The organism is Nocardia sp. NBC_01388 (genome assembly GCF_045040085.1).
GTDB lineage: Bacteria > Actinomycetota > Actinomycetes > Mycobacteriales > Mycobacteriaceae > Nocardia.
The window spans coordinates 2,448,483-2,474,354 of the sequence record NZ_CP109553.1 but is presented as its reverse complement, the minus strand read 5'-3'; the positions used below and the strand labels follow the sequence as shown (position 1 = coordinate 2,474,354).

At 67.0% G+C, this 25,872-nt stretch carries 24 protein-coding genes; 8 read left to right on the top strand and 16 right to left on the bottom strand.

Going from position 1 to position 25,872, the window contains the following annotated elements; translation table 11 throughout:
* Positions 1 to 121 precede the first annotated feature (121 nt).
* Complete coding sequence (locus tag OG716_RS12040; protein WP_405137717.1) at positions 122 to 748, bottom strand: TetR/AcrR family transcriptional regulator; 627 nt, start codon at positions 746 to 748, stop codon at positions 122 to 124.
* A 240-nt stretch (positions 749 to 988) separates the two neighbouring features.
* Between OG716_RS12040 and OG716_RS12035 the strand changes: the two genes are divergently transcribed.
* On the top strand, positions 989 to 1,894 hold the full coding sequence (locus OG716_RS12035) for an SDR family NAD(P)-dependent oxidoreductase (protein ID WP_405137716.1): 906 nt from the start codon (positions 989 to 991) through the stop codon (positions 1,892 to 1,894).
* Positions 1,895 to 1,913: 19 nt separating this feature from the next.
* On the opposite strand, the gene OG716_RS12030 is transcribed toward OG716_RS12035, so the two are convergent.
* The 4 genes from OG716_RS12030 to OG716_RS12015 form a co-directional block, all read right to left on the bottom strand.
* Entirely contained in the window at positions 1,914 to 3,773 is a 1,860-nt protein-coding gene (locus OG716_RS12030) for a Na+/H+ antiporter (protein ID WP_405137715.1), read from the bottom strand.
* A gap of 126 nt (positions 3,774 to 3,899) precedes the next feature.
* Positions 3,900 to 4,235 (bottom strand): winged helix-turn-helix transcriptional regulator, encoded by a 336-nt coding sequence (locus tag OG716_RS12025; protein ID WP_405137714.1) that lies wholly within the window; start codon positions 4,233 to 4,235, stop codon positions 3,900 to 3,902.
* Positions 4,236 to 4,243: 8 nt separating this feature from the next.
* Positions 4,244 to 5,581, bottom strand: a complete 1,338-nt coding sequence (locus tag OG716_RS12020; RefSeq protein ID WP_405137713.1) for a pyridoxal-phosphate dependent enzyme — start codon at positions 5,579 to 5,581, stop codon at positions 4,244 to 4,246.
* Between the two features lies 1 nt (position 5,582).
* Entirely contained in the window at positions 5,583 to 7,073 is a 1,491-nt protein-coding gene (locus OG716_RS12015; RefSeq protein WP_405137712.1) for an alanine racemase, read from the bottom strand.
* A gap of 87 nt (positions 7,074 to 7,160) precedes the next feature.
* Between OG716_RS12015 and OG716_RS12010 the strand changes: the two genes are divergently transcribed.
* Positions 7,161 to 8,312: an RNA-guided endonuclease InsQ/TnpB family protein gene (locus tag OG716_RS12010; protein ID WP_405137711.1), complete on the top strand. Its 1,152-nt coding sequence runs from the start codon at positions 7,161 to 7,163 to the stop codon at positions 8,310 to 8,312.
* Positions 8,313 to 8,345: 33 nt separating this feature from the next.
* Here the strand turns inward: OG716_RS12010 and OG716_RS12005 are convergent, their stop codons facing one another.
* From OG716_RS12005 to OG716_RS11995, 3 genes are all read right to left on the bottom strand, one after another.
* Complete coding sequence (locus OG716_RS12005; RefSeq protein WP_405137710.1) at positions 8,346 to 9,608, bottom strand: heavy-metal-associated domain-containing protein; 1,263 nt, start codon at positions 9,606 to 9,608, stop codon at positions 8,346 to 8,348.
* Positions 9,605 to 10,864 (bottom strand): aminotransferase class V-fold PLP-dependent enzyme, encoded by a 1,260-nt coding sequence (locus OG716_RS12000; protein ID WP_405137709.1) that lies wholly within the window; start codon positions 10,862 to 10,864, stop codon positions 9,605 to 9,607. The genes OG716_RS12005 and OG716_RS12000 overlap by 4 nt, the downstream gene beginning before the upstream one ends.
* Positions 10,865 to 10,992: 128 nt before the next feature.
* Complete coding sequence (locus OG716_RS11995; protein WP_405137708.1) at positions 10,993 to 11,514, bottom strand: DUF2599 domain-containing protein; 522 nt, start codon at positions 11,512 to 11,514, stop codon at positions 10,993 to 10,995.
* A 302-nt stretch (positions 11,515 to 11,816) separates the two neighbouring features.
* On the opposite strand from OG716_RS11995, the gene OG716_RS11990 reads away from it, so the two are divergent.
* Complete coding sequence (locus tag OG716_RS11990) at positions 11,817 to 12,260, top strand: hypothetical protein (RefSeq protein WP_405137707.1); 444 nt, start codon at positions 11,817 to 11,819, stop codon at positions 12,258 to 12,260.
* Positions 12,261 to 12,601: 341 nt separating this feature from the next.
* Entirely contained in the window at positions 12,602 to 14,062 is a 1,461-nt protein-coding gene (locus tag OG716_RS11985; RefSeq protein WP_405137706.1) for an MDR family MFS transporter, read from the top strand.
* A gap of 93 nt (positions 14,063 to 14,155) precedes the next feature.
* Here OG716_RS11985 and OG716_RS11980 read toward each other — a convergent pair whose 3' ends face one another.
* Positions 14,156 to 15,880 (bottom strand): GMC oxidoreductase, encoded by a 1,725-nt coding sequence (locus OG716_RS11980; protein WP_405137705.1) that lies wholly within the window; start codon positions 15,878 to 15,880, stop codon positions 14,156 to 14,158.
* 101 nt (positions 15,881 to 15,981) lie between these two features.
* Here OG716_RS11980 and OG716_RS11975 point away from each other — a divergent pair, with 101 nt between their 5' ends.
* Positions 15,982 to 16,668, top strand: a complete 687-nt coding sequence (locus OG716_RS11975) for a MerR family transcriptional regulator (RefSeq protein WP_405137704.1) — start codon at positions 15,982 to 15,984, stop codon at positions 16,666 to 16,668.
* A gap of 84 nt (positions 16,669 to 16,752) precedes the next feature.
* On the opposite strand, the gene OG716_RS11970 is transcribed toward OG716_RS11975, so the two are convergent.
* Positions 16,753 to 17,409, bottom strand: a complete 657-nt coding sequence (locus OG716_RS11970; RefSeq protein ID WP_405137703.1) for a GNAT family N-acetyltransferase — start codon at positions 17,407 to 17,409, stop codon at positions 16,753 to 16,755.
* A gap of 217 nt (positions 17,410 to 17,626) precedes the next feature.
* Here OG716_RS11970 and OG716_RS11965 point away from each other — a divergent pair, with 217 nt between their 5' ends.
* On the top strand, positions 17,627 to 18,295 hold the full coding sequence (locus OG716_RS11965) for a lysophospholipid acyltransferase family protein (protein WP_405137702.1): 669 nt from the start codon (positions 17,627 to 17,629) through the stop codon (positions 18,293 to 18,295).
* A gap of 10 nt (positions 18,296 to 18,305) precedes the next feature.
* On the opposite strand, the gene OG716_RS11960 is transcribed toward OG716_RS11965, so the two are convergent.
* The 6 genes from OG716_RS11960 to OG716_RS11935 all read right to left on the bottom strand — a co-directional run bounded on the left by OG716_RS11960 (position 18,306) and on the right by OG716_RS11935 (position 24,004).
* Positions 18,306 to 19,046, bottom strand: a complete 741-nt coding sequence (locus tag OG716_RS11960; RefSeq protein WP_405137701.1) for a hypothetical protein — start codon at positions 19,044 to 19,046, stop codon at positions 18,306 to 18,308.
* A 147-nt stretch (positions 19,047 to 19,193) separates the two neighbouring features.
* Entirely contained in the window at positions 19,194 to 20,528 is a 1,335-nt protein-coding gene (locus OG716_RS11955; protein WP_405137700.1) for a family 1 glycosylhydrolase, read from the bottom strand.
* Positions 20,529 to 20,686: 158 nt separating this feature from the next.
* Positions 20,687 to 22,012, bottom strand: coding sequence for a glycoside hydrolase family 1 protein (locus OG716_RS11950; protein ID WP_405137699.1), 1,326 nt, complete (start codon positions 22,010 to 22,012; stop codon positions 20,687 to 20,689).
* Positions 22,013 to 22,261: 249 nt separating this feature from the next.
* Complete coding sequence (locus tag OG716_RS11945) at positions 22,262 to 22,780, bottom strand: hypothetical protein (RefSeq protein ID WP_405137698.1); 519 nt, start codon at positions 22,778 to 22,780, stop codon at positions 22,262 to 22,264.
* A 79-nt stretch (positions 22,781 to 22,859) separates the two neighbouring features.
* Positions 22,860 to 23,123, bottom strand: a complete 264-nt coding sequence (locus OG716_RS11940) for an SDR family NAD(P)-dependent oxidoreductase (protein ID WP_405137697.1) — start codon at positions 23,121 to 23,123, stop codon at positions 22,860 to 22,862.
* A gap of 14 nt (positions 23,124 to 23,137) precedes the next feature.
* A complete protein-coding gene (locus tag OG716_RS11935) occupies positions 23,138 to 24,004 on the bottom strand; it encodes a hypothetical protein (RefSeq protein ID WP_297625422.1) in 867 nt (288 codons plus the stop codon).
* Between the two features lie 368 nt (positions 24,005 to 24,372).
* On the opposite strand from OG716_RS11935, the gene OG716_RS11930 reads away from it, so the two are divergent.
* Positions 24,373 to 25,164 (top strand): hypothetical protein, encoded by a 792-nt coding sequence (locus OG716_RS11930; protein ID WP_405137696.1) that lies wholly within the window; start codon positions 24,373 to 24,375, stop codon positions 25,162 to 25,164.
* Positions 25,165 to 25,344: 180 nt separating this feature from the next.
* Positions 25,345 to 25,857 carry a peptide-methionine (S)-S-oxide reductase MsrA gene (gene msrA / locus OG716_RS11925; protein WP_355127886.1) on the top strand — a complete coding sequence of 171 codons (513 nt, stop codon included), beginning with the start codon at positions 25,345 to 25,347 and terminating at the stop codon, positions 25,855 to 25,857.
* Positions 25,858 to 25,872 lie beyond the last annotated feature (15 nt).

Here is a 25,872-nt window from a genome sequence, read left to right as displayed (position 1 = left end):
AGCGCTCAGGTCCCGAGAGAGCTGGCGTTCGGTATCGGGGGGCTGAGCGCTTCGGCGGCTGCCGGTGAGCGCTCAGTGGCGGGCGCGCCGCGCGCTCGTCACCTCGACCCGAGGTCCGCGATCACGGTTGCGATGCTTCGGGGTCGGCGAGCATCAGTGTGATCGGTTGCAATGTGGTCCTGAGGAATTCGGTGAGCCAGGCACCGGACGGGTGCGGCTCGGTGACCCCCTCCAGGGCGATTCCCCTGCCCAGAGCCAGGATCAGTCTCGCCAGGGTGGGGGGATCGATCGGGAGTGTGATCCCGATATCGGTCATGACCCGTTCGATGAGCACGGTGACGGTGGCGCGCGCCTGCTCATCGCGGGCGGCCAGTTGCCCGAGCAGTGCGGGACTGCGGCGCGCGGCCAGTGCCAGTTCGGCTTTGAGCAGCGCCCACTGCTGCTCACCCAGTGTCTGGTCGAGCCACTGCTGGAATTTGGCGAACCGGTCGGCCACCGTGCCGTGATCCAGCGCGAACTCGACCGCCTCGAACTGCCGGGCCATGTGCTGATCGAGCACCGCGAGCGCCAGCTCTTCCTTGCTGGCAAAGTTCGAATACACCGCGCCGCGACTGTATCCGGCGGTTTCGGCGACCTGATCGTTGGACGTCGCGGCGAATCCCTCACGCAGATACAGCGTGGTCGCCGACTCGATCAGCTGAGCGCGCGTGCGAGCCTGGGACTCGGAACGACTCAACCGCTTGGACACCCGCCGGAGTATACCGAGGAAATGCGAGCGACCCGGCGCGCTGCCACTCACCGCCGCAGCCGCCAATCTGCTTGCCGCTGTTGACAACTCCCGCACCGAGCCGAATATCCTGGGAAGTACAGATGTCAACGACATCTGACTGCTGAGAGCATCCGAACACCGTGGCCGAGGCGCCGCGATGCGGGACCGGCCTTCGGATCGATTCCTCGGCGTTCCTGATCCGGTTAGGAGCATGTCCTCATGTCCGACTACCCCCAGCGCGCGGTCACCGGCCGCCGAATCATCGTCACCGGCGCGACCAACGGAATCGGCAAGGAGATCGCGCGAGCGCTCGTGCGCCGCGGCGCCGCCGTGACGATCCTCGCGCGCAATGCGACCAAGGCCGAGGCCACCGCGCGCGAACTCGCCGACGAGGACGGCGCCGCCGCCACACCGGAGGTGGTCCTCGCCGATCTGTCGGATCTGGCCTCGGTACGCACGGCCGCCGCGGAGCTGGCCCGCCGATACGACCGGATCGACGTCCTGGTCAATAACGCCGGCATCCACTCGATCCCGGCCGAAAGCTCCGGCGACGGCTACGAGCTGATGATGGCCACCAACCACCTCGGCCCGTTCCTGCTGACCAATTCGCTACTGCCGCAACTGGAATCAGGCACCCAGCCGCGCATCGTGGTGACCGCCTCGGAGGCGCACCGCATGTGGCCGCGCGTGGACCTGGCCGAATTCGCCGAACCGGCCCGGTACAGCCCGGTCGGCTCCCTCTTCGCCTACGCTCGATCGAAGCTGATGAACATTCTGTTCACCCAGGAGCTCGCCCGCCGCCTGACCTCAACTCCGTTGACCGTCAACAGTTTCTGCCCCGGCATGGTGGCCTCGGGCCTGACCCGCGACAGCGGCATCCTCACCACCGCCACCCGGGCGCTCTCCCGCACCCCCCTGGTGCGCACCCCGCAGCAGGGCGCGGCCATGGGCATCCGCCTGGTCCTGGATGCCACCCTCACCGACAGCACCGGCCACTTCTTCTCCTCCACCCCCGGCGCGCACCTGCTTCCCCCCGTACGCATCCGCAACGACGAACCCCTGCAGCGCCGCGCCTGGGACCGCTCCGCCGAACTCGTCGGCCTCGCCTCCGGCGAGAGTCGATGACCGGCGGACCGTCGAGGTATCAGCCCAGAAGTTCGTCGAGGTAGCACCAGCGCCAGGATTCGCCGGGTTCGACGCTGCGCATGACGGGGTGGCCGGTGTTGTTGAAGTGTTTGGTGGCGTGGTTGCCGGGGGAGGAGTCGCAGCAGGCGATGTGGCCGCAGCCCAGGCACATGCGCAGGTGGACCCAGACCAGGCCTTCGTCCAGGCATTCGGAGCAGGCGTCGGGGTGGTCGGGGACGCGCACGCAGGGGGCGTCGCGCAGGTGTTCGCAGCCCCCTGCGATCGGGGCGGCGAGGGGGTCGCCGGAGTCGGTGGCTTCCTCGACGCGATCGATGACCGATTCCTCGAGGTCGAGGGTGGCCATCACCTGCTGCAGGACCTCTTGATCCAGGGTGCCCGAATCACGTACGCGCAGCACGGTTTCGCGTTCGGCCGCCAGCATGACCAGGCGCAGGCGGCGGTATTCGCCGCTGGGGGTGACACGCTGGGATTCGGAGCGGCCCAGCAGTTCCCACGAGGACTGCGCGCGCTGGTTGACCCGGTGGCGCAGCGAATCGACGATCTCCGGCGGAGTGTCCTCGCTGATATTGTCTTCCAGCGCTGCCAGACCCGCGGAGGTGGCCTGCTGCAACAGGTTCGCCTCCTGCAGCAGATCTTCGGCATGGCTGGGTCCGCGCAGGCGCAGCAGGCGCACCAGCCACGGCAGTGTGATGCCCTGTATCAGGGTTCCGGCCACCACCACGACCGCGAGCAATCGAAGTGTCGCCAATTCCGGTGTGTCCGAAGGCAACAGCAGCGCTGCCGCCAGCGTCACCACGCCGCGCATGCCCGCCCACGACACCACGGTCGGCCCGGTCCACTGCGGTTTGAGTTTGCCCTGGCGGCGGCCCTCGATCTGCCAGGCCAGATAGGTGGACGGGAACACCCACAGCGGGCGCGAGACGATAACGGTGACCAGCACCGCCGCACAGGTCAGCAGCAGCGTCGTATGCGGCAGATCGCTGTTCCAGGCGTCCTCGAAGATATGGCGCATCTCCAGGCCGATGAGCAGGAAGACCGCGCTCTCGAGCAGGAATTGGATGGTGCGCCAATTGGTGTGCTCGGCAATGCGCGAGGCCGCGCTCTGCCAGCGCGGTGCGCCGTAGCCCAGGATCAGCCCGCAGGTCACCACCGCGATCACCCCGGAGGCGTGCAGCGCCTCGGCGGGCAGATACACACTCCACGGGGCCAGCAGCGAAACACTGGTATCCAGAACGGGATCGGTGATGCGGCGGCGCAGGAACGCCAGCACCATCGCGGCCACACCGCCGATGAGCGCACCACCGCCGGCCGCGCCCAGGAAATCCGCCCCCGCCTCCCACATGGTGAAGGTGCCCGCCATGGCCGCGATCGCGGTGCGCAGCGTGACCAGCGCGGTGGCGTCGTTGAACAGCGATTCGCCCTCGAGCAGGGTCACGATGCGGCGCGGCATACCGACCCGGCGCGCCACCGCCGTCGCGGCGACCGCATCGGGCGGGGCCACCACGGCGCCGATGGCCACCGCGGCCGAGAACGGCACCGGCAGCAGCCAATACACCACCCCGGCGACGGCGAAGGTCGTGAACAGCACCAACCCCACCGACAGCAGGGCGATGGACACCTTCTTGGGCCGGAAGTCGATCAGCGAGGTGCGAATGGCGGTGGTGTAGAGCAGCGGTGGCAGCAGTCCCAGCAGCACCAGTTCGGGATCGACATCGAATTCCGGCACGAACGGCAGGTAGGAGGCGATCACGCCCGCGATGGTGAGCACAAACGGCTCGCCCACCTCGAACCGGCGTGCCAGTGCCGCCAGTGCGACAGCTGCAGCCACCAGTAGGACAAGCCCGAACGCCACGTTCACGAGATCATCGTGCCAGGACGAGTGTCCGAATCGCGCATCGGCCGCGCCGATCGGCATCGCCGGCCCCCGGCGGCCGCGCACCCGATATTCCGGTGACGACGGCCCTGACCATGCGAAATCCGGGGATCAGCGTTCCGCGTCGTAGTCTTCGCGGGCCGTCAGCACCTGGTCCATAGGAGTTTCGGCCCAGCCCTTGATGGTGCGCATGACCGGCAGCAGGCTCGCCCCCAGCTCGGTCGGCTCGTAATCGACCCGCACCGGCACCGCCGCGGTGATCGTGCGCTCGACGAGTCCGTCGCGTTCCATCGCCCGCAAGGTGTGCGTGAGCATTTTCTGGCTGATGCCCGCCACCCGCCGGGACAGGTCGCCGTAGCGCTGCGGGCCGTCGGCGAGGGCATTGATCAGCACACTGACCCATTTGTTGGCAATGCGGGCGGGTCTGCGCGGGCGAGTGGTCCTCATCCCGTGAATCACCCTGTCCGGGGCGCGGATTCCATCGGTGTGCCGCTGTCCCGCCATGCCGCCATGCCGCCCGCCAGACTCGACGCGTCGTAGCCCGCGCGCCGTGCCAGCGCGGCGAAGCGCAGGGACACCTCCCCGACCGGGCAGACGAACACGAGCGGACGCGAGCGGGAGAACGGGATGCCGTGCGCGAGCATATCGTCGAGTTGATCGTCTCGAATATTGATCGCGCCAGGAACATGTGCGATGCGATAGGCCATGGCCCCGCGCGTATCGATGATGGTGGGGCGCGCGGTGCGATCGAGCTCCTGCAGCTGCTGCGGTGAAAGTGCCGGGGTGGCGGCCAGTTCCGCGGCCGAGGGCGGGGCGGGGCGGCTGCTGCGGCCGAACAATTCGGGGCGGCGCTTGCGGATATAGGACAGATACGGCTCGATGCGGTCGCAGACGATGAAGACCGCGACCAGCGGCCGATCCGCGTCGATCGCCGAATGATCCAGTGCGCTCAGATGTTCCAGCGCCGCCGCGTACGTGGCCCCGCTGGTCGGGCCGGCCAGCACGCCGTAGCGGGTGGCCAGCTCCACGGTGGCATCGACCGCCCGACCGGCCTCGACGGCAATGATGCGATCGTAGAAATCGGGCTGGAACAACCCCACATCCCACAGCTCGGTCTCCGACCGAATACCCGGAATGAAGTCGGTGCGCTCGGAAACCACCGCGAGGGTGCGCAATTCCGGGTTGTGCTTGCGCAGGAACGTCGCCGCACCCCGCGTGGAACCGGTGGTGCCCAGCCCGCCCGCGAGATAGTCGACCCGGGTGATGCCGTCGCGGGCCAGATCCTCGTGGATCTCCCGCCCGGTGCCCTCGTAGTGCGCCTCGATATTCTTCTCGCTGGTGTACTGCGACGGATGCACCCACGCACCGGGTGCCTTCGCCATGGTCGCGTCGATCACCGAGTACACATCATTGGGCGCGGTCGGATCGGGGCATTCCGAAAGCCCCGGCAGCTCTTCGATATCGGTGCCGAACAGCTGCAGCAGTTCCCGCACCTCGGTCACCTTGATCCGATTGGTCACCGCGCGCAGCCCGACCCCGTGCATAGCGCCCAGAATGCGCAGCGCCTTGGCGGTATTGCCGCTGGAGGCCTCGATGAGCGTCTGCCCGCGCGCAACGATGTCATCGAGATCGTCGCGGATCATGCCCCACGCCACCCGATCCTTGACCGAACCGAACGGGTTGTAGAACTCCAATTTCGCGTACAGCTCGATATTGCGCAGTCCGTGCACGGCCGGATCCAGCCGCAGCAGGGGAGTATTGCCGATGAGTTCGGTGATGTGGTCGTAGCGCATCTCACTGCACCCCGTGCCATTCCGGGCCTGCGAATCGTGATGGACCGCCGGCGATCAGCTCGGGTTCGTAGTCCTCGTCCCGGCAGATCTCGTACTTTCCCTGCTCGGAGAAATCGCTGGACCGGTGCACCACCGCGAGTTTGGGTGGCAGTCGATGCATCGAGGCGCGCGCTGCCGACAAATCCATATGGTAGGCAGCGGTATTGGGAAACACCATCAGATCCCCGGGGCGCGGCCGCTGCGGAAACCACACCTTGTGATTGGTGACCAGATCGCGTTCCAGGCACAACCGCCCCGCCACGAACACTCCGACCGGATCGTCCTGTGCGCGCACCACACCGGGCAGCAGCAGCGGATCCACCATCACCTCCTGATCGGCGGGGGTGACGGTATCGCGGCTGATATCCACATTGACCAGCACGCTGCCGTCGGCGGTCTCTTTCACGAATTCCACCCGGGCCAGGGTGATTCCGGCGTGGTCGACCAGCGCCTTACCCGGCTCCAGCCACACCTCGAGCAGATTCTCGGCCGCGATCTGCGCGAAACTGCGCCCGCCGTGCCCCTCCAATTCGGCCGCGAGCAGATCGGCGAGCATCCGATCGGCGGGCACGGTATTGGCATATTTGTGGAATACCGGGGTGCCGTGCACCGCGCCGCCCTCGAGCTGGAATCCGAAGGTATTGCCGCCCCACGCCATCGGTTCCCCGTGCCCGAGCAGCGATTCGCGCAGTGCGTGCACATACGCGTCGAACGCATCGGCGTCCGCGGTGAACACCTGCCTGAATCCGCCGCCGATATCGAGCACCGCCGGGGAAAGTCCGTGCGCGTAGGCGCGTTCGGTCAGTTCCAGGCAGGCCTCGACCGCGCGCAATCGCTCACCGGGCTCCCCGGAATCGATATGAAAGGCGAAGCCGCGGAAATCGATCCGCCCGCGATGCGCCGCCAGTGCCGCCAGAATTTCCTCCGCCTGCCCCAGCGGCACCCCGAACCGGCTCACCGGCGTGCCCGCGAACCCCGACAGCCGCACCAGCACCGGCACATTGGCATACGGACCCGCGAGCTCGGCCACCCGATGCAGCTCCCAGAGGTTGTCGATATTGATCGTGACACCGGTGGCGACGAGCTCGCGCAGGAACTCCTCACCCTTGGGCCCGGTCACCTCGATCCGCGCCGACCCGAATCCGGCCCCCATCGCTCCGGCCAGCTCCGCCTCCGACGCCACATCGATGCCGACCCCCGCCTGCTCGGCGGTCCGCACGAACGCCCGCGACTGATTCACCTTGTGCGCATAGCAGATCCGATACCCCGGCAACCCCGGCTCCAGCACCGCCCGCAACCGCGCCAGATTGTCCGCGAACACCTGCGGGAACACCAGATGCGCGGGCGACCCGAACCGCAGGAGCGCCTGCTCCGCCGCACCGGGCGCCCCCAAGAAGGCGCGCACCAGCGGATCTATTTTTGCCGGCAGTCGCGGCGGAGCCCAAGCCGTCATCTGATGTTCGGCGCGGATACCCCTCGTTGGCGAAGGGGAGGAAGCGCCTTCCTCCTTTTGTCGGTGGGGGCAGATATGTTGCCAGTTGTGGATGAGGTGGTGAGGTATAGCTTTCGGCTGCGGCCCGGCCGCACCGCGTTGGCAGCCCTACTGGAGGAGTGGCATCGCTGCCGCTTTCTGTGGAATGAAGCCGTTCACCAGGAGAAGTCGGGGAACAAACCGACATTCAGCAAGCTCAGCAAGCTCCTTACCGAAGCTCGCGCGTGTAATGGTTGGTTGCGGGAGGGTTCGCAGGTCGCGCAACAGCAGACGCTGCGGACTTACGCGCAAGCACACGCTCAGTCGTTCACAGTGAAGGGTCGAGGGCGGCCGAAGTTTAAGCCACGCAAAACCACTCAGGTGTCGCTGGAGTACACGCGTCGTGGCTTCACCCTCAGCGATGGTCGTCTGGTACTTGCCAAGGGCGTCAGCATCCCAGTCGTGTGGTCGCGGGAATTGCCGTCCGAACCGACAAGCGTTCGGGTGAATCAAGATTCGCTCGGGCACTGGTACGCGTCGTTCGTCGTCCGCCGAACTGTCGAACCGGGACCCACCATGGTGGAGAGTATCGGCATCGACTGGGGGGTGAGTGTGACTGCCACTACCACGGACCTGTCGTTCGATCTGCCACACTGCGGGTGCCGCATGCGCTGTGCGGCGGAACTGGCTCGGGAGCAACGCAGGATGGCCAGGCGGCGCATCAAACAAGGCCCACAGTCGCGAGGGTATCGACTGGCCGCACACGCGGCCGCGAAGTTGCACAAAAAAGCGGCCCGGCAAACCCAGCACGACTCGCGGGTGTGGGCGAAAACTGTTGTCGACAACCACGGGTTGATCGCGGTAGAGGATTTCAAGCCGGCGTTTCTGGCGAAGTCCACGATGGCGCGCAAGGCGGCGGACGCCGCGATCGGTGCGGGTAAACGAGAGTTGATCGAGCGTGGCGTGCGGGCTGGCCGGAAGGTGGTGTTGGTGCAGCCCGCCTATACGAGCATGACGTGTTCGAGTTGTTTCGCGAGAGCCAAGCAGCGACTCGAACTCGGCGAACGAACCTTCCGATGCCACCGTTGCGGGTTTACCGACGATCGGGATCGGAACGCTGCCAGAGTGATTCTGGCTGTGGCAGAGCGCGGCCACACACGTGTCGACGACATCAGACATTCGGATCACCTCCTTCGGGCGGTTGGCTCGGGTGCGGTCTGAGCGTGAAATCCTCTGCCTAAGACAGAGGAAGCGTTAAACCGCGGTTTCCGACGTCGCCGGGGCGGGCACATCGGTGGTCGGGTTGTAGCCGCCGTCGCGCAATGCTTCGAAGGCGCGATGGCGATTGCGCGGGCTGCGGAATTCGGCGGCGACGCGTTTGCTGATCAGGTCGATATCGTGCACGGCGATATCCATCGATTCCAGCACCCCGGTAATGGTGCGCACGCAGTGTTTGCAGTTCATGTCGGGGACGTAGAACACCTGGTCCTCGGCGGTGAGTTCGCCGGTGGCCGTACCGGTGTCGGCGGGCACCTCGGCGATGGTCAGGCGTTCGGCGATCGCGGTGAACACCTCGGTGAAGCGGTCCAGCACCACCGGCAGAATGCTGTAGTGCGCGCCGTCGAGCTGATGCGGCATGGCGGCCAGGCAGGCCGGGCGGGTGCCGGGCGGCAGCAGCGCGTACTGGCGGGAGATCAGATCGAGCTCATCGTGATACTTGGCGATGGCGTCGGGGACGCTCAGGCCCTCGGAGACGGTGGCGCGGCGCATGATCCGGTGCGCGTCCTCGATGGTGGAGTCCTTCATCGAGCGCAGGATGGCGACGGTATCGGCGGAGTAGCGCACGGTGCCGTCGGGCTGGGTGCTCAGCGTGACCGCGATCATGCCGCGCCGATAGCTCGAGGCCTGCAGCTCCCAGTACCAGCGGGTGGCCACCGCCCCGTAGATCCCGGAATCGCGCATACCGGCGGCGAATTCGGCCGGGGTGCGATACGGCGTCCAGCGCGCCAGCAGCGCGTGCTGTGCCAGCGCCCGCCCGGCCGCCTCGATCCCGACCCGGAAGATATCGAGGGGTTCGTGATCGGTGGTGGTGCCCGCGAGCACATCCCGATCCCGCTCACTCAAACTCGAAATGCGGTGCGCCAGCCCGGTATCGGCGCCGAGCGCATGCCACAGCGTCAGCACCGCCTCCCGCATGGCGATCGGCACGATCGGCCCCAGCCCACCGGAATGGAAATGCCCGGTATTGGGGATCCCGGCGCTGTCGGTCCAGGCGATGCGATGGGTGGCGCTGGTGACCTGATCGGCCCGGCACGGGCGCATGAACCGTTCCAGATACAGCCGCTGCGACAGGGTCAGATGCGATCCCGGCTCCGGACGCAGTGGCGCACAGGTGTATTCGATGCGCTGCGCCTGCGCCGCCGCGGCCCCGGCGAACAATCCGGGCCGGGCCAGCACGGCCAGCACCCGGGAAGCAGCGCGCCGTTCGTAGCGGGGTTCGTGGCCATTCGTGGTCATGCGACCTCCTCGGCAATCGTGGCTACACAGTCGGTGAAGCGGTCGATCTCGTCGAAGGTGTTGTAGATGTGGGTGCTCACCCGCACCGAATCCTCGTCCTCGGATTCGCCGGGCACACAGTGCGCGCCGGTGCGCACCAGGAACCCGAGTTCGCCGAGCACGAACCCCAAGTCGTTCGCGCCGATACCGTGCAGTGTGAAAGAGACTATGCCGTAACCGGTTTCACAGGGGGCGTATGCGGGACCGGGCCGGAAATCCAGTCCCGGGACAGGGCGCAGCCCGGCGATGAGGCGGCGGGTCAGGGCACGATTGTGGGTGTGGATGGTGCCCAGGCCGATCTCGCCGAGCACCTCGAGGGCCGCGCCCAGGGCGAGGATGCCCGGAATATTGTGGGTACCGCCCTCGAGCAGCTGCGGCATCGGCCCGGCGTGCAGGCCGCGATCATCGAGGGACACACCGGAGTTGCCGCCGGGCAGGAACGGGGACAGCTCCGCGTGGCGCCGGCGGCGGCAGTACAGCACCCCGGTGCCCGGTGCTCCGAACATCTTGTGCGCGGCGAACACCGCGAAATCGGCGTCGAGCTCGTCCACCCGCACCGGCAGATGCCCGCCGCTCTGACTGCAGTCGAAACACAGCGCGATCGCCGGGTCGATGCGCCCGCGCAATTCCTCCAGCGTGCTCAGCGCGCCGAACACATGATGCAGATGCCCGACGGTGATGAGCCGGGTGCTCGGCCCCGCCTTCGCCAGGATGTCCTCGATATCGGCTTCACCGAGCGCGCTGATCCGGTACGGCACCAACCGGATCGTCCGCCCGAACCCGGCCAAGATCTGCCGCAGCTGCACCCACGGATACACATTCGAGGCGTGATCTCGTGGGCTGTAGAGGATTTCGTCGCCGTCGCGCAGATTCGCCAGCCCCCACGACAACGCGACCGCATTGAGCCCGGCGGTCGACCCGCCCGTGAAGACCACCTCGTCGGGATCGGCGCCGATGAATCCGGCCATACGCCCGCGCACCTGCTCGATCTCACGGCTGAGCGTGGTCGCCCACCCATACCCGCCGCGCCCGGCATTGGCGGTCCGCGAACTCAGATACCCCTGCACGGCAGCGATGACCGCCTGCGGCTTCTGCGTGGTGGACGCCGAATCGAGGTATGTCTCGGTACTTTCGCGCAGTGCCGGGAACATGCGCGCGGACACCGCTTCCGGGGCGGGAACCGGCCCGGCGGTGGACGCAGGCGCACAGGACCGCACCGTGCCGCTCCCTCCGAGGAGTACGCGCTGGACGCCACCAACGATACGCACATTTTCCCAGCGGCTCGAAGGTTCTCGCGGGCAAGCCCTTTCGCCCCCGCCGTCCCGTCACCGCGCGGAACGCACCCTCAGCGTTCGGGTCCACCCGGATTGCACAGCGCGTTCACGGTCTCCTGATAGCCGACCGCGGGCCGCCACGGCTCCAGATTCCAGCTCGGTTTGTTGGGCGCGACAATGCGCGCGAAATCCCAGTGGCACATGAATTGATCACGCATACCGGGGGAGTCGGCGTCCGGGGCGTCGACGAGGATTTCCTGCCAGGCGCGTTCACCGGCGGTGGGGAAGGTGTCCTGGCGGCCGGCGTCGGTCGGGTAGACCAGCAGACGGCGGCCGTCGACGGCATCGGTCCATTCGGTGCGGTCGATGAGCGCCTGATCGGCGTAGGTGTCCACGGCGGGGATCTGGGCGGCGGAGACGGCGATGGGATGGCCGGTGGCAGTGGTCGGCGCCGGCGCGGGCGCGGCGGGATGGGTCGAGGAGGTACTCAGCGAACCGACGATGACAGGAGAGGATTCCTCGGCGGCACCGCAACCGCCCAGCACTACCGTCAGCGCGAGCAAGCCACCTGATAGTTTCCAGCGCTGCCGCATCGGCCTCGCCCCTTTCCGTTCCTCGTTCTCGCATCCGGCCCGGTCACCGGTGATCACTACGCGATCATGGATACATCACCGGCACTGAAACGTAACCGTCTCGCATTTGCCAGCGCTGGTGTATTGGCCCAGACGGACCCTACGATGTCACGCGCGGGCGGTTCTCGGAAGTGGGGGCCGCCCACACCGTGGGACCGGAAGTGGTTGCCGCACCCGCTGTTGTGATCGAGTGGTACGGGTGCGGGCTGGACGACTGTAGGGGCAGGATGAACACACCGACAGTGAAATGTCTTGTCTGGGAGGTGGACAACTCCCTGTGGGACGGAGTGGTCTGCGATTCGACCGACGGCGCACTGCGCGCCGAGGCGGTGCGCGCGCTGCGCATTCTGCGGGAACGCGGAGTGATGCACGCGGTCGCCAGTCGTGGTGAATTCGCGTGGACGGTCGAACAGTTGCGTAAACACGGGCTGCACGACCGCTTCGCCGTCATCGAGGTCGGCTGGGGTCGCAAATCGGCGGCCATCACCCGCATTGCCGAGACCCTGGGAGTGAGCCTGGACCAGGTCGGTTATATCGACGCCGAACCACTCGAACGCAGCGAGGTCGCGCATGCGCTGCCGCAGGTGCGCTGCTATGCCGCGCGCCATGTGGATGTGCTTCCCGCGCTGCAGGAATTCCGGGCGCCCGTGGGTGCGGTGCCGCCGCCTACCTCTCCGATGGGGTTCGCGCACATTCACGCCCGCTGACTGTTGGTCGTGCGCGGTCGGGCGCCGATCGCAGGCGGGGGGTCGCGCACTGCCGGGTGGCGGTGCGAATTCCGGTGTCGGCTAATTGTGAGTGACCAGCCTCACTTTCAACTCTCATGGTCAATGAAAAGTGCTGGTTAACAGCCAATTTCGACTCCGCTGAGCCGCCTTCCGGGCGGAAAAATGTCTGAAGTTCGTCGGTGCGCCCGGGGATACTGACGCCCGACCGATGAGTTGTGCGAGCTGGTCCCGTCTGATCTGGTGTGGCGCCGGGACGCGGGAATGCGGCGACTCGGCATCGGGCCACACGTCCTACGCTCACGAACGCCCGGAGGTATCCGATGCACGCCGAAGTATCCACTCAGTCCACGGCGGGAGGCAGGACCCCCACCGTGATCCGGGTGCTGGTGCTCGCGACCTTCGTGGTGATTCTCAACGAAACCATCATGATCAACGCGATCCCGCGCCTCATGACCGATCTGCACGTCGGCGAACGCTCGGCGCAGTGGGTCTCCACCGCCTTCATGCTCACCATGGCCGCGGTCATTCCGACCACCGGGTGGTTCCTGCAGCGGGTCACCACCCGCCGCGCCTACTCCCTGGCCATGGGCATCTTCCTGGTCGGCACCGCGCTCTCCTCGGTCGCGCCGACCTTCTCGGTGCTGCTGCTCGGGCGCGTCATCCAGGCCTGCGGCACCGCGGTCATGATGCCGCTGCTGATGACCACGCTGATGACGGTGGTCCCCGAACAGGACCGCGGCCGGGTGATGGGCAATGTCACCCTGGCCATCTCGGTCGCCCCGGCCATGGGCCCGGTCATCTCCGGCCTGGTGCTGCAGATCGGTTCGTGGCGTTGGCTGTTCGTGCTGGTGCTGCCGATCGCGGCCGGTGTCACCTGGTTCGGCCTGCGGCACCTGGAGAATGTCGGCGAACCGCAGTCCGGTGCGATCGACGGATACAGCGTGGGCTTCGCGGCGCTCGGATTCGGTGGTCTGGTCTACGGGCTCAGCAAGATCGGCGGAGGCAATGACACCGAGGCCATCGGTATCGTCGCCGCCGGCGCGGTCCTGATCGCGGTGTTCGCGGCGCGTCAGATTCGCCTGCAGCGCACCGGCAGTCCGCTGCTGGACCTGCGTGTGCTGCTGATCGGCACCTACACCAAGGCGCTGGTGCTGATGGCGGTCGCGTTCCTGGCCATGCTCGGATCGATGATGCTGCTGCCGCTGTACCTGCAGAATCTGCGCGGGCTCAGCGCGCTGGAGACCGGTCTGCTGGTCATGCCCGGCGGTCTGGCCATGGGTCTGCTCGGCCCCACCATCGGCAAGCTCTTCGACCGCTTCGGCGGCCGCTGGCTGGTGATTCCCGGCTCGATCGGCATTACCGCCGCGCTGGCCGGCTTCACCCAGATCTCCCTGCACATGCCGTACGGGCAGCTGCTGGCCCTGCACATCCTGCTGATGGTCTCGCTGGCGGCGACCTTCACCCCGGTCTTCACCCTGGGCCTGGGCGCGCTGCCGCCGCACCTGTACTCGCACGGCAGCTCGATGCTGGGCACCCTGCAGCAGGTCTCCGCGGCCTTCGGCACCGCGCTGGTCATCACCGTGATGACCACCCGCGCAACCTCACTGGTGAACAGCGGCCACGACCCGATCTCCGCCCACCTGGACGGTATGCGCCTGGCCTTCGCGGTCTCCGCAGTCCTGGCCCTGGTGGTCATCGTCATGGCGATCCTGCTCCCGAGCCGCGCCGCCGCCTCCGCCCACGCGGAGGATCACGCCGCCACCGAGCCCGCGCTGAGCTGATCAGCAGGTCCGCAGGCAACGAAATTGCCCGCCCTGCCAATTGGCAGGGCGGGCAATCTTTTCGGTGGATGTCTGCTTCGGTGGATCTCGCCGTCAGGCGGATTCGATCTTGCCGCTGCGGATCTCGACGATCGGCAGCATCAAGGCTGCGGGCGCGCCGACCGGGACAACGGGCTGGTTGGGGGCCACCGGTGCGATGCGCTCATAGGCGCTGCCCGGCTCCGGGCGGGTGTCGACCTCACCCTTGTTGGGCCACATGGCCGCCGCGCGCTCGGCCTGCGCGGTGATCGTCAGCGACGGGTTCACCCCGAGGTTGGCCGAGACCGCCGCCCCGTCGACCACACTGAGGGTCGGGTAGCCGTACACGCGGTGGTACGGGTCGATGACACCGCTGTCGCGGTCCGCGCCGATGACCGCGCCGCCGAGGAAGTGTGCGGTCAGCGGGATATTGAAGACCTCACCCCAGGAGCCGCCCGCCACACCGCCGATCTTGTCGGCCACCGCGCGGGTGACCTCGTTGCCCGCGGGGATCCAGGTCGGATTCGGTTCGCCGTGGCCCTGTTTGGAGGTCAGGGAGCGGCCGAAGAGTCCGCGCTTGGTGTAGGTGGTGATGGAATTGTCGAGATTCTGCATGACCAGCGCGATGATGGTCCGCTCGCTCCAGTTCTTGACCGACATGAACTGCAGCAGGGTCAGCGGATGCCGCAGCACCGTCAGCAGGAAGCGCAGCCAGCGCGGGATACGGCCGCCGCCGTCGACCATGAGGGTCTGCAGCAGGCCCATCGAATTGGAGCCCTTGCCGTAGCGCACCGGTTCGATATGGGTGTCGGGCGTGGGGTGGATCGAGGAGGTGATGGCCACGCCGCGGGTGAAGTCGATGTCCGGGTTCACCTTCCGGGTGGCCGCGCCGACGATCGATTCGGAATTGGTGCGCGTCAGCACGCCCAGGCGGGCGGAAAGCTGCGGCAGCGTGCCCTTGTCGCGATTGGCGAACAGCAGCTTCTGGGTGCCGCGGGTGCCGGCGGCCAGCACCACGTGTGCGGCGGTGTAGGTCTTGGGCTGCTTGCGCACCCAGGCGCCGGTGCGCTCGGTCTCCACATCCCAGGTACCGTCCGGCAGCGGCCGCACGGTCGCGACGGTGGTCATCGGAATGACCTGCGCCCCCGCCGTTTCCGCTAGGTATAGGTAGTTCTTGACCAGGGTGTTCTTGGCATTGTGGCGGCAGCCCGTCATGCACTCGCCGCATTCGATACAGCCGGTGCGCTCGGGTCCCGCGCCGCCGAAGTACGGGTCGGCGACCTTCTTGCCCGGTTCGCCGAAGAACACCCCGACCGGGGTCTGCACGAAGGTGTCGCCGACGCCCATATCCTCGGCGACCTGCTTGAACACCTCGTCGGCGGGCGTCATATGCGGATTGCGCACCACACCGAGCATCTTCTGCGCCTGCTCGTAGTACGGCATGAGCTCATCGCGCCAGTCGGTGATCTCCCGCCACTGCGCGTCCTCGAAGAACGGCGTCGGCGGCACATAGAGGGTGTTGGCGTAGTTCAGCGAACCGCCGCCGACGCCCGCGCCCGCCAGAATGAGCACATCGCGCAGCGGATGAATGCGCTGGATGCCGTAGCACCCGAGCTTCGGCGCCCACAGGAATTTGCGCAGGTCCCAGCTGGTCTCGGGCAGCTCGTCGTCGGCGTAGCGCTGACCGGCCTCGAGGACGCCGACGCGATAACCCTTCTCGACCAGGCGCAGCGCGGTCACGCTGCCGCCGAATCCGGATCCGACGATGAGCACATCGAAATCGGTCTCGCGTTGGGTCATCGCAAACTCCCTGGTCGTCGTCGACACGTGTGGCGGCGGTTACGGTAATGCGGACAGTTGCCACTGTCAACGTTACTGCCCGCGTCTTCTATGCTGACCCGGTGCCCCGATACAGCCGCGCGCAACTCGCCGAACTCAGCGGGGTGCCGGCGCGCACCATCCGCTACTACCAATCGCTGGATGTGCTGCCGAAAGCCGGGCGGGCCGGAAAAGAGGCCGTCTACACCGACGAACACCTGGACCGGCTCCGCGATATCGGCGCTATGCAGGCGCGGGGCCTGCGACTGGACGCCATTCGCGAGGTGTTCGCGACCGAAACGGCCGGCACCGACTGGCGCACGGTCTTCGGCCCGAGCCAGCCCATGCCCGCGGAACCGGCGGTCGTGGTTTCCGATGAGCAACTCTCGGAACTGCTCGGCGATCGGCGGGCGGAAATTCTCGACGAACTGTGTGCCGCGCAATACCTCGAACCCTGCGGCGAAGGCTGGCGCATCCCGGATCAGCCCATGCTCAAAGGTGCGCTCATCCTCTACGACGTGGGCACCGACGTCACCCTCGCCGGCGCCCTGCGCAAACTCATCCGCGCCCGCATCGCCGACCTCGCCGACGACATGGTCCGCACCTTCGCCGACGCCGCGGCCACCAGCTACGGCGGCGAAGGCATCGGCACCGACCTCACTCGCTTCCGCGACCGCTACCGCGCCGCGGCCTGGGAAGTGGGCGGCGCGACGCTGGCCGACGAAATCGAGCGTGCCGTCAAGGAATTCGCCGGCGAGCAGGACAGCTGAGCGCGCCACTCCGATCGCGGAGTGATTCCACCCCGGCGGGGTAGCGATTCCACCCGGGCGGGGCGGACGGCTCATTTCCGGCGGTCAGCTGCGCAGATCGTGGATCAGCACATCGAATCTCGGTGCCTTGGGCCAGCTTTGGCGCAGCACGCCGACCCGGTACCAGCCCCAGCGCAGGTACGTGTCGTACGCGCGCGGGTTACCGGGATGAACCAGCAGGGTGGCGCGGCTCTCGGGGCGGCTGTCGAGCAATTCGTTGTGCAGCGACTGGGCGATGCCCTGCCCGGCCAGTTCGGAGTGCACCATGATCTCGCTCAACGCGAAGGTCCGCGTGCCGTCCTCGACGATGAACTCGTCGATATCGTCCGAGTCGAGCATCAGGCCGCCCCACCACGCGGTATTGCGCTGCAATGGCCACCCCCAGGCCTGGCCGCACGGTTGCTTGCCGCGGTGGGCGATGACGAGTTCGAATCCGGTGGGCCGGTTCGGGGCGGTGTACGCGTCGAACCGCTGCATGAAGGCCCGCGGTGATTCCACTGCCATACCGGAGTGGATCGCTTCGAGGTACGAGCCGCGGAAGATCGCTTCGACTTCCTCGCGGTGCTCCTGGGCCTGAATGGCGTCGAAATGCTCGAAGTGAAGTTGGTGAGTCGCTGACGTCAGGGGATCGGTGTCCATGATGTACTCCCACGCGCTGACGGGCAGTGCGGCCCTTGCCGAAACCGCAACGCTCGTACCCAAAAGCGTATTCCTTGTGCGCGTTTCCGGGGGACGAGATCGAAATATGCAGCGTCACACAACGATTCGGATACTTCCTGGCGAAACGCGGGTGTTCGGCGCGCTCATCGATCACTCGGCGGGTGTGCCCGCGAACAACTGAGGATCGCCGCGGGTGTCGGTCCCGCCGTCCTGGTGCCAGGATGGAACCAGTTCCAGGCCGGACAATCAGGGGGTTTTCATGAATGACGAATCCGCGCCGCGGCCCAAGGGCCTGGGCAAACGCGCTTGGGTGACCACGAAGCTGGTGCGGCGGGTGCTGCGCGGCCTGGCATGGTCGAACGTCGTGCACGTCACCGTGATCGGACGAGAACTGGTGCCGAAGGACGGCGCGGTGATCGTGGCGAGCAATCACATTTCGATGCTGGACGCGGTATTCCTCTGGGGCGCGTTGCGACGGCGGGCCGTCGCCATCGCGATGGCGGAGCTGTGGTCGTGGCCGGTCGTCGGCTGGCTGGTGCGGCGGCTCGGGCAGATTCCGGTCCTGCGGCGCGACAGTGAGTCCGGGCAGGCGGCCCTCTCGCAGGCCGAGCAGATTCTGCGGCACGGGGGCGTGCTGATCATCTATCCGGAGGGACGGCTGGTCCCGGCCGGTGAACGCGAGCCGTACAAGCCGGGTGTGGCGAAACTGGCGCTGGCGACGGGCGTTCCGATCATTCCGGTGTGCACCGCCGGCACCGACCGGGTGCTGCCGATGCGGCGGGTGCGCGGCGACGGCCCGGCCTTCGACCGCCGCCAGCGGGTGACCATTCATTTCGGTGCGCCCATCGACCCCGCCGATTTCGACGATTCGGACAAACTGCTCGATCACCTGCGGCAGCGCACCGAGGACCTGCGCACCACCGAGTGAGTCGGCACCGCTACGGATGCGGGAGCGTGCTGCGTTCGGTGGTCGTCGTACTCGACGTATCGCAGGCATAGGAGAGGCCGTACTCCGGCGTTGTCGTCTTGCTGAGGCAGCCGAAGGGCACCGCGCCCGAGGAACTCACCTGCAGTCCGGAACCGGCCGATTGATCGGCGCACAGCAACCCGGTGCTGTCCATCCGGCAGTCGTAGTCGCCGAACGTGATTCGACTCCCGTACCCCAGCGTATTGCCGGTGCCCGAGGTGAACTGGCCCGGATCACCGTGCAGGCTGCCCACACCCACCGTGCTGCCGGGGTAATCGACCCAGCCGCCCACCCAGTTCCCGTGATTGTCACTCGGCTTCGGCGGTGGGTTGTCGAGTTGGACCAGACACGACAGACCGGTGGATGAGGAGGCGGCCCGGTCGTCGGTCATGCATTCGATCTTCTTGGTCGGGCTGACGAAGGCGATATCGGATCCGAGATCGTTGACCGTCCCGTCCGTCGTGGTGGCGGTGTGGAACTTCGAGATATCGACGGTGCTGCCCGCATGGATCCAGGACACCACCGAGGACAACGGCGCACCGGCCGCGGGCGCCCCAGCGGGCGCGGCCTTCCCGGACGTTGTGGCCCCGCTCGCCGAGGAGCTGACGGTGGTGGGCGCCGCGACATTCGACCCGCTCGGACCACATCCGGTCAGCAGCAGCGGGATCGCCGCCGCTCCCACTCCGTACCTCGCCCAGCGGTGCAGTCTCATCCGATGTTCCACCCTTTCGCGCCCGGCGGCGACGGCGCTCCGAAGCCGGTCAGAGTGTGGCACAACAAATTTGCGCAACCCGCTATGGGTGGTAAAACGCGCGGGCGCGGGCGGTGATCATGATCCGGCGGAGCCCGGCCGGAGCTGCTACGGAACCGAGACGGGGGTGTCGCAGCTGGCCGGGGGATCGACCAGCCCGCAATCGGAGGGGCCGCGCACCGGCACATAACTGGCGGGCACACCGTTCCTGGCGACGATCTGCCGGTAGGTGTCCACCGCCTCGGTGGGCTGGCGCGTCAGATTCCCGTCGGCACGCACGTCCACCGTGTAGAGGCCGAAACGTGGTGCGTACGAGCCCCATTCGTAGTTGTCGGTAATGCTCCAGTAGTTGTAGCCGACCACGTTCATGCCGTCGGCCTTGGCGCGCTGCAGCCAGTAGACGGTATCGCGCATGTGATCGGAGCGGGTGTAGCCGTCCGCCCGCGGATTGCCCGCCTCGGTGGGCATCCCGTTCTCCACGACCCACAGCGGCTTGTTCGGGAACAGCTTCGAATAGTGTTGTAGCGCATAGTAGATGCCCTCGGGCCGCACCGGCAGATTCCACATGCCCACGGCCGTCGGGGCCGAGCCGTCGGGCTGGGCGACGGCATTGGATCTGGGCGGCTCGTAGCCGAAGTAGTAATCCACGCCGATGAAGTCGAGCTTGTCGCCGATGCGATCCATGAGCGGCCCGTTGACCTCGGACTCGGCCCCGGCGACATAGCCGACATTGCTGGTCACCTGCGCATTGGGCTGTACCTGGTGGATGTAGTCGTAGATCTGATTGTGCGCATCGGCGACCCGGTCGAGCATGGTATCGGCGTCGGTATTGTTCAGCCGCACCTCGTGCATGATGTAGGCGACCGGCTCATTGATGGTGACCCACACCGGGTTTCGCACGGCGTACCGGTCCACCACCTTGCGCATATTGGTGAGCCAGTCCGCCACGATGCCGGGATTGTTCCAGCCCCCGCGGTCGGCCTCCCAGCCCGGATACACCCAGTGATCGAGCGTCAGCATGGGCTGCATTCCGGCCTGGACAATGTCGTTGACGACCGAATCGTAGAAGGCGAACGCATTCTCGTCCCAGGCGTCGGGGGTGGGTTGCAGGCGCGCCCATTCGATGCCGACGCGGAAGACCTTCACCCCGAGCCCGGCGGCGAGGGCGATATCGGAGGGGTAGCGCGAGCGGAAATCGATGGAGTTCTGATACGGGTCCCAGCTGGGATTGGCCGCGATATAGCGCAGCCAATTGCTGTCGGGCGCGTGGCCCTCGGATTGGAAGCCCGAGGCCGCGACACCCCATCGGAAGTTCTCGCCGAGCGACCCGTGCGCGGCGGAGGCCGCCGCCGGCGGGGTGGCGTGTCCGACGGCAGCCACCGGCAGCAGTGTCGAGGCCGTGGCTATCCCGGCCAGGACGAGTCGGCGCAGGCGTCTGTGCATCGGTGCTCCTCCTCCGGGACGAGCGGTCGAAATGTCCCGTTTGGAGGTTAACTGTTGGATTGCTGAAACTCGGTGCAGCAGGATGCGTGTCGCGGGACGGGCCGGTGCGGCTGGTCACATACCGCCGGTCGAGGTCCGGGGCGCAGTCGCCGCGCCGGTTACCGCGGCAGCGCCACCGGATCGGTGCAGCTCTCCAGCGCATCCACCAGTGAACACGTGGTCGGCGCCCTCGTCGGCAGATAATCCGCCGGAACACCCCCGTCGTGCGTGATGCTCCGGTAGGCCGCCACCGCATCGGTCGGGCGTCGGGTCCGCGCCGGATCGTTGCGTACATCCACCGTGTACAGCCCGAAACGAGGTGTGTAGGAACCCCATTCGTAATTGTCGGTCAGACTCCAGTAGTTGTAGCCCATGACGTTCATGCCGTCGGCCTTGGCGCGCTGGATCCAATACATGGTGTCGCGCAGATCATCCGCGCGGCTGTAGCCGTCGAAGCGCGGCTGCCCGTTCTCGGTGGGCATGCCGTTCTCGATGATGTAGAGCGGCTTTCCGGGGAACAGCTGCGCGAAATGCCGCAGCGTGTAATAGATGCCGTCGGCCTGCAGCGGCAGCTTCCACAGCGCCGACTGCGCGTACGCGGTGTATTCGGCGGCCACCTCGGCGGACATGCCGTAGTAGTAGTCGATCCCGACGTAGTCCAGCTTGGCCGCGATCTTGTCCAGGATCGCGCCGTTGACCACCGGATCCGCCGCCGGAATGTAGGCGACATTGCTGGTGACCATCGCGCCGGGCTGCACCTGGTGGATGTAGTCGTAGATGCTGTTGTGCGCGGCGGCGAGCCGGTCCTGCATGGTGAGCAGGCCGGTGATCGGCAGCCCGCCGTTGCGCACCTCGTTCATCATGTACGCGGTCGGTTCGTTGATGGTCACCCACAGCGGATCATCCCCCGCGTACCGGTCGACCACGGTGCGCATATTGCTGAGCCAGTCCGACACCATGCCCGGATTGCCCCAGCCGCCGCGATCGGCCTCCCAGCCCGGATACACCCAGTGGTCCAGGGTCAGCATGGGCCGCATGCCCGCCGCGCGGATGGCGGCGATCACCCTGTCGTAGAAGGCGAATCCGGCCTCGTCCCACACCCCCGGCTGCGGCTGCACGCGCGCCCATTCGATGCTGAGGCGGTACACGTTCACGCCCAGGTTCTTGGCGAGCGCGATATCGGAGGCGTAGCGGGTGTAGAAGTCGACGCTGTCGCCGTAGCGGTCGTAGTCGGCGTGCGTAGTGCTGTAGCGCAGCCAATTGCTATCGGGCGCATGGCCTTCGGATTGGAAGCCCGCGGTGGCCACACCCCAGTAGAAGTCGCCGCCGAGCGCGGGCAGCGTGGCCGGGGCCGGGCGGGCCTGGGCGGGAACGGCGCTCGCGAGCAGTGCGGTGGCGACCACGGCCAGGGTGGCCAGCGCGTGACGGCGGGTGTGCGGTCGCAAGGGGACTCCTCATCGGGCGATCATTGAACTGGGCGGCCGTCCAGCATTATGGCGGACCCGGGCCCGCGGGACACGGGGTTCGCTCGAATGCGTCGATCCGATCAGGCGATCGAGATAGCGGGAGGCTAACTCCCGGGGCCCGAGATCCTCCAGCAATTCGAACCCCGTGTCGTTCGGCGATGTCAGGGGAGAGGTGCGGTGCGCCGGATGGTCGACGACGATCTCCGGAACCTGTACGCGCGCAATCGATCACACGTCCGATGGCGGCCGCTGACCGGGCTGCGGCGGCTGACCCGGCTGACCGGGCTGCGGCGGCGGGCCGGGCCGGGGTGGCTGGCCCGGCTGCGGCGGCCAGCCCATGGCCGGCGGGGTGGGTGGCCAGCCCGGAACCTGCGGCATCTTCGGCATTTCCGGCGGCGGCGGCATCTCGGGCATGGTGTGGAACGGCGCCGGGGGCGGCGGCACGATCGGCATCCCGCCGCCGCCCCCGCCGAATCGCTGGAACGCGGCCTGCCGGGAGGTCCCGAAGATCTCGCCGACCTCGGCCCAGGTGCGGCCCTCGTCGCGAGCCTGCTGCACCAGCGAGCGCAGGACATCGTCGACCACATTGTCGAGACTGCGCGCGGCCCGCAGTGCGGCCATGACCGAGGGGGTCGGTGTGCCCTCGGCCGGGTGCAGTACCTCGGAGACGAACGTGGCATTGGCGGACAACATTTTTGCCAGGATGGCCCGCTCATCGGCGGGGTCCCTGTGCTGTGCATCGGTCATGTGTAAACGATGCATTTACAAGCGACACCTTGTCAAGGAACGATTTACATTCCGCCGCTGCTCGGAGGTTGCCGAACCGCTATGCGGTCGCGCCACCGTCGATGACCAGATCGTGGCCGACCATGAAACTCGACTCCGCGGAGGCCAGCCAGAGCACGGCGGCGGCGATCTCGGCGGGTGTGCCGACCCGTGCGACCGGGACGGCGGAACTGATTCGCGCGTCGCGATCGGCCCGGGTCTCATTGGGCCGGAAGGACATCGGAGTGTCGGTGGCGCCCGGGCTGACGGCATTGATCCGCACGCCGTCGGCAATGTGATCGCGCGCCGCGGTGCGGGTCAGCACGCTGACGGCCGTGCTCAGCGGAGCAGGTTGACGATCTGGCGGTACGCATTGCGGGTCGGGGGCGCCAGCTGCGACCAGGTGACCGGGCCGCCGCCCGCGAGGTGGGCGTCGTACGGAATCTCGGTCACGGCGCGCACGAACTTGCCCAGGTAGGTGCGAATGTGTTTGGCGACGCTCGGGCCGTCGCTGGGGTGCTGCCTGGTCACCACAATGACCGACTCGGCCAGATGATATTCGCTGTAATTGTCATCGAGCCAGATCAGAGCGGGTTTGAGCCGATTCACGGCATCGGCGCGCGCGGCCAGCGTGATCACCAGCGCGATCCGCGAATCCGACAGCAGCGGCGCGATCATCGGATTGGTGACCGGGGACCCGCCGTCGTACACCGGCAGGCATCCGGCATCGCAGAGGCTGCGGTGCACCGAGGAGTAGCTCTCCCGTCGCGGCAGCGCCTCGGGCCCGCGCGGCAGGATGCCCACGCTGGAGCTGTTCTCGCCGCAGCTGTCGAGCACGGTGGAGGCCAGGCCGCGGTGGCTCATGTTCAACCAGGTCTGCACGGTGCCCGCGGGATCGATGGCGTCGCAACCGCGCCGGGCCAGATCGCCGCCGGTGGCGGTGGCATCGACCACGATCGGGGAATGCTCTCGATAGTTGTAGGACGCCGCGGTGGCGACGCCGAGGGCGGTGGTCGTGGTGCCGGCGCCGCCGGAGCTGCCCACCACGAGCACCGGCGGTAGGTCGGCCCACATCAGAAAACCATTGCCGCCGTGCAGGCGAACCAGATCGGTCGGCGCTCCGGGCGGGGCCGGGCGTAGCAGCAGGGACAGATCCGTCGGCGTCGAGGAAAGCCGGGCCGGGTGATCGGGGAAACGGTCGAACACTCGAAATTCCTTTGTGCGAGCGGCATTCGATTCTGCGGAATCGGGACGGTCGGCACGGGTCGATTCGACGGTGAATTCAGCGAGAAAACAGTTCTTCTGTCATCGACTCGCCTCTCATCGACACCCACACCGTGCCGACGAGATACCCCTGCGCTACGACATCTTCGATGAGTCCTTCGGTTCCTGCTCCGCATACCCCCTACAGTCGCGCACCACCCTGTGCAGCTCTCAAAAGAACTGCCGTGCAACGTCTTTCAACTGCGCAAGATAATACACCGATCACCGCAGTGTGAGGGTTCGATGCGAATCACCGGCACCGCCGGGCCGGATCTGTTCCCGCACGACAGTTCGTCGTTAGCATCGTAGTCGTGATCAAGTGCAGAGCGCGCGGTGAATTGGGTCTGATTCTGCTCGCGGCATGCGCGCTTCTGACCGCATGCGGTGGCACAGAACAGCACACGCGGCATTCCTCGTCAGTCGCGCAGCCCACGATATCGGCTCTGCCGCAGCCGAGTTCGACGGTCGATCCCACTCAGCCCACTCCGGCCGCACCGGTCGCGGTCGGAGAGGTGCCCGGCAATCCGCGTGCCGCGGCGGCCCTGCGGCCCTGGGTGCGGGATCTGATCGGCACCGATATCGATCAGCTGATAGGCAAATGCTGGACCATCGAACCCGCGCATGCGCGAGAGATGTACGCCGGCAAGGCCGATATTCTCGCCGCTGTCACACAACCGGGTATCGACGGACAATTCGCGGTGATCTGGAAGGGGCCGGTGCGGTCGGTGAGCGTGAAACGCGCCGAAATCGTTTCCGGATATGCGTGCCCCTATGTCTACCCGGCCGGATCGGTGAACTTCTACACCGAGGCCGATGCGCGATACGCCGTGCAGCGCTACCTGTCCCGCTGGGTCGGTAAGCCGGTGGACGCCGGCGACGTCGAGGGCAGGTATCCGCTCGTCTGCCCCGGATCGGTGCTGGCGAACAATCCCGGAAGGCTCACCGGCGTCACCGCATTCGGCGCGCTCGCCTCGAAGTCCACCGGTGATACCGGCGTCGAAGTCTCGGGGCCGGTGACGAATTCGTCGAACGTCACGCAGTCGATGACCTTTACGCTGTCCATCGGCTCCGGCGGCTACTGCATCGACAACATCAGCGGCTGACGGTTGCCGACCCCGGGCCCGATCGCGCGATACGGATAATGGGGGAGTACCGAAAGCGCCGATAGCGCGCCGCCGGGCCGATTCATGACCGAAGTATGACGTCCCGGCAGGCTGGGGACTTTACGAGGCGTACCGCCCGTTGTATGGGCGGTACGAGACTCTCTTCACGAAGGAGGACGCGTGAGCGACACGCGGAAGGCGATTCTGGCCGGTGGCTGCTTCTGGGGCATGCAGGACCTGATCCGCAGGCAGCCGGGGGTGCTGTCCACGGAGGTCGGCTACACCGGTGGCCGCAACGACCACCCCACGTATCGCAACCACCCGGGCCATGCGGAGGCCGTGGAGATCACCTACGACCCGGCCCGGACCGACTATCGGGCACTGCTGGAGTTCTTCTTTCAGATCCACGATCCGTCCACGAAGGATCGGCAGGGCAATGACGTCGGCACGAGCTATCGCTCGGCCATCTTCTACCTCGACGACGAGCAGAAGCGCGTCGCCGAGGACACCATCGCCGATGTCGACGCCTCGGGCCTGTGGCCCGGCAAGGTGGTCACCGAGGTGACCCCGGCGCGTGATTTCTGGCGGGCCGAGCCCGAGCACCAGGATTACCTGGAGCGCTACCCCCAGGGCTACACCTGCCACTTCCCGCGCGCGGGCTGGAAGCTGCCGAAGCGCCAGACAGCGCAGTAGGACCGCCGAACGGAG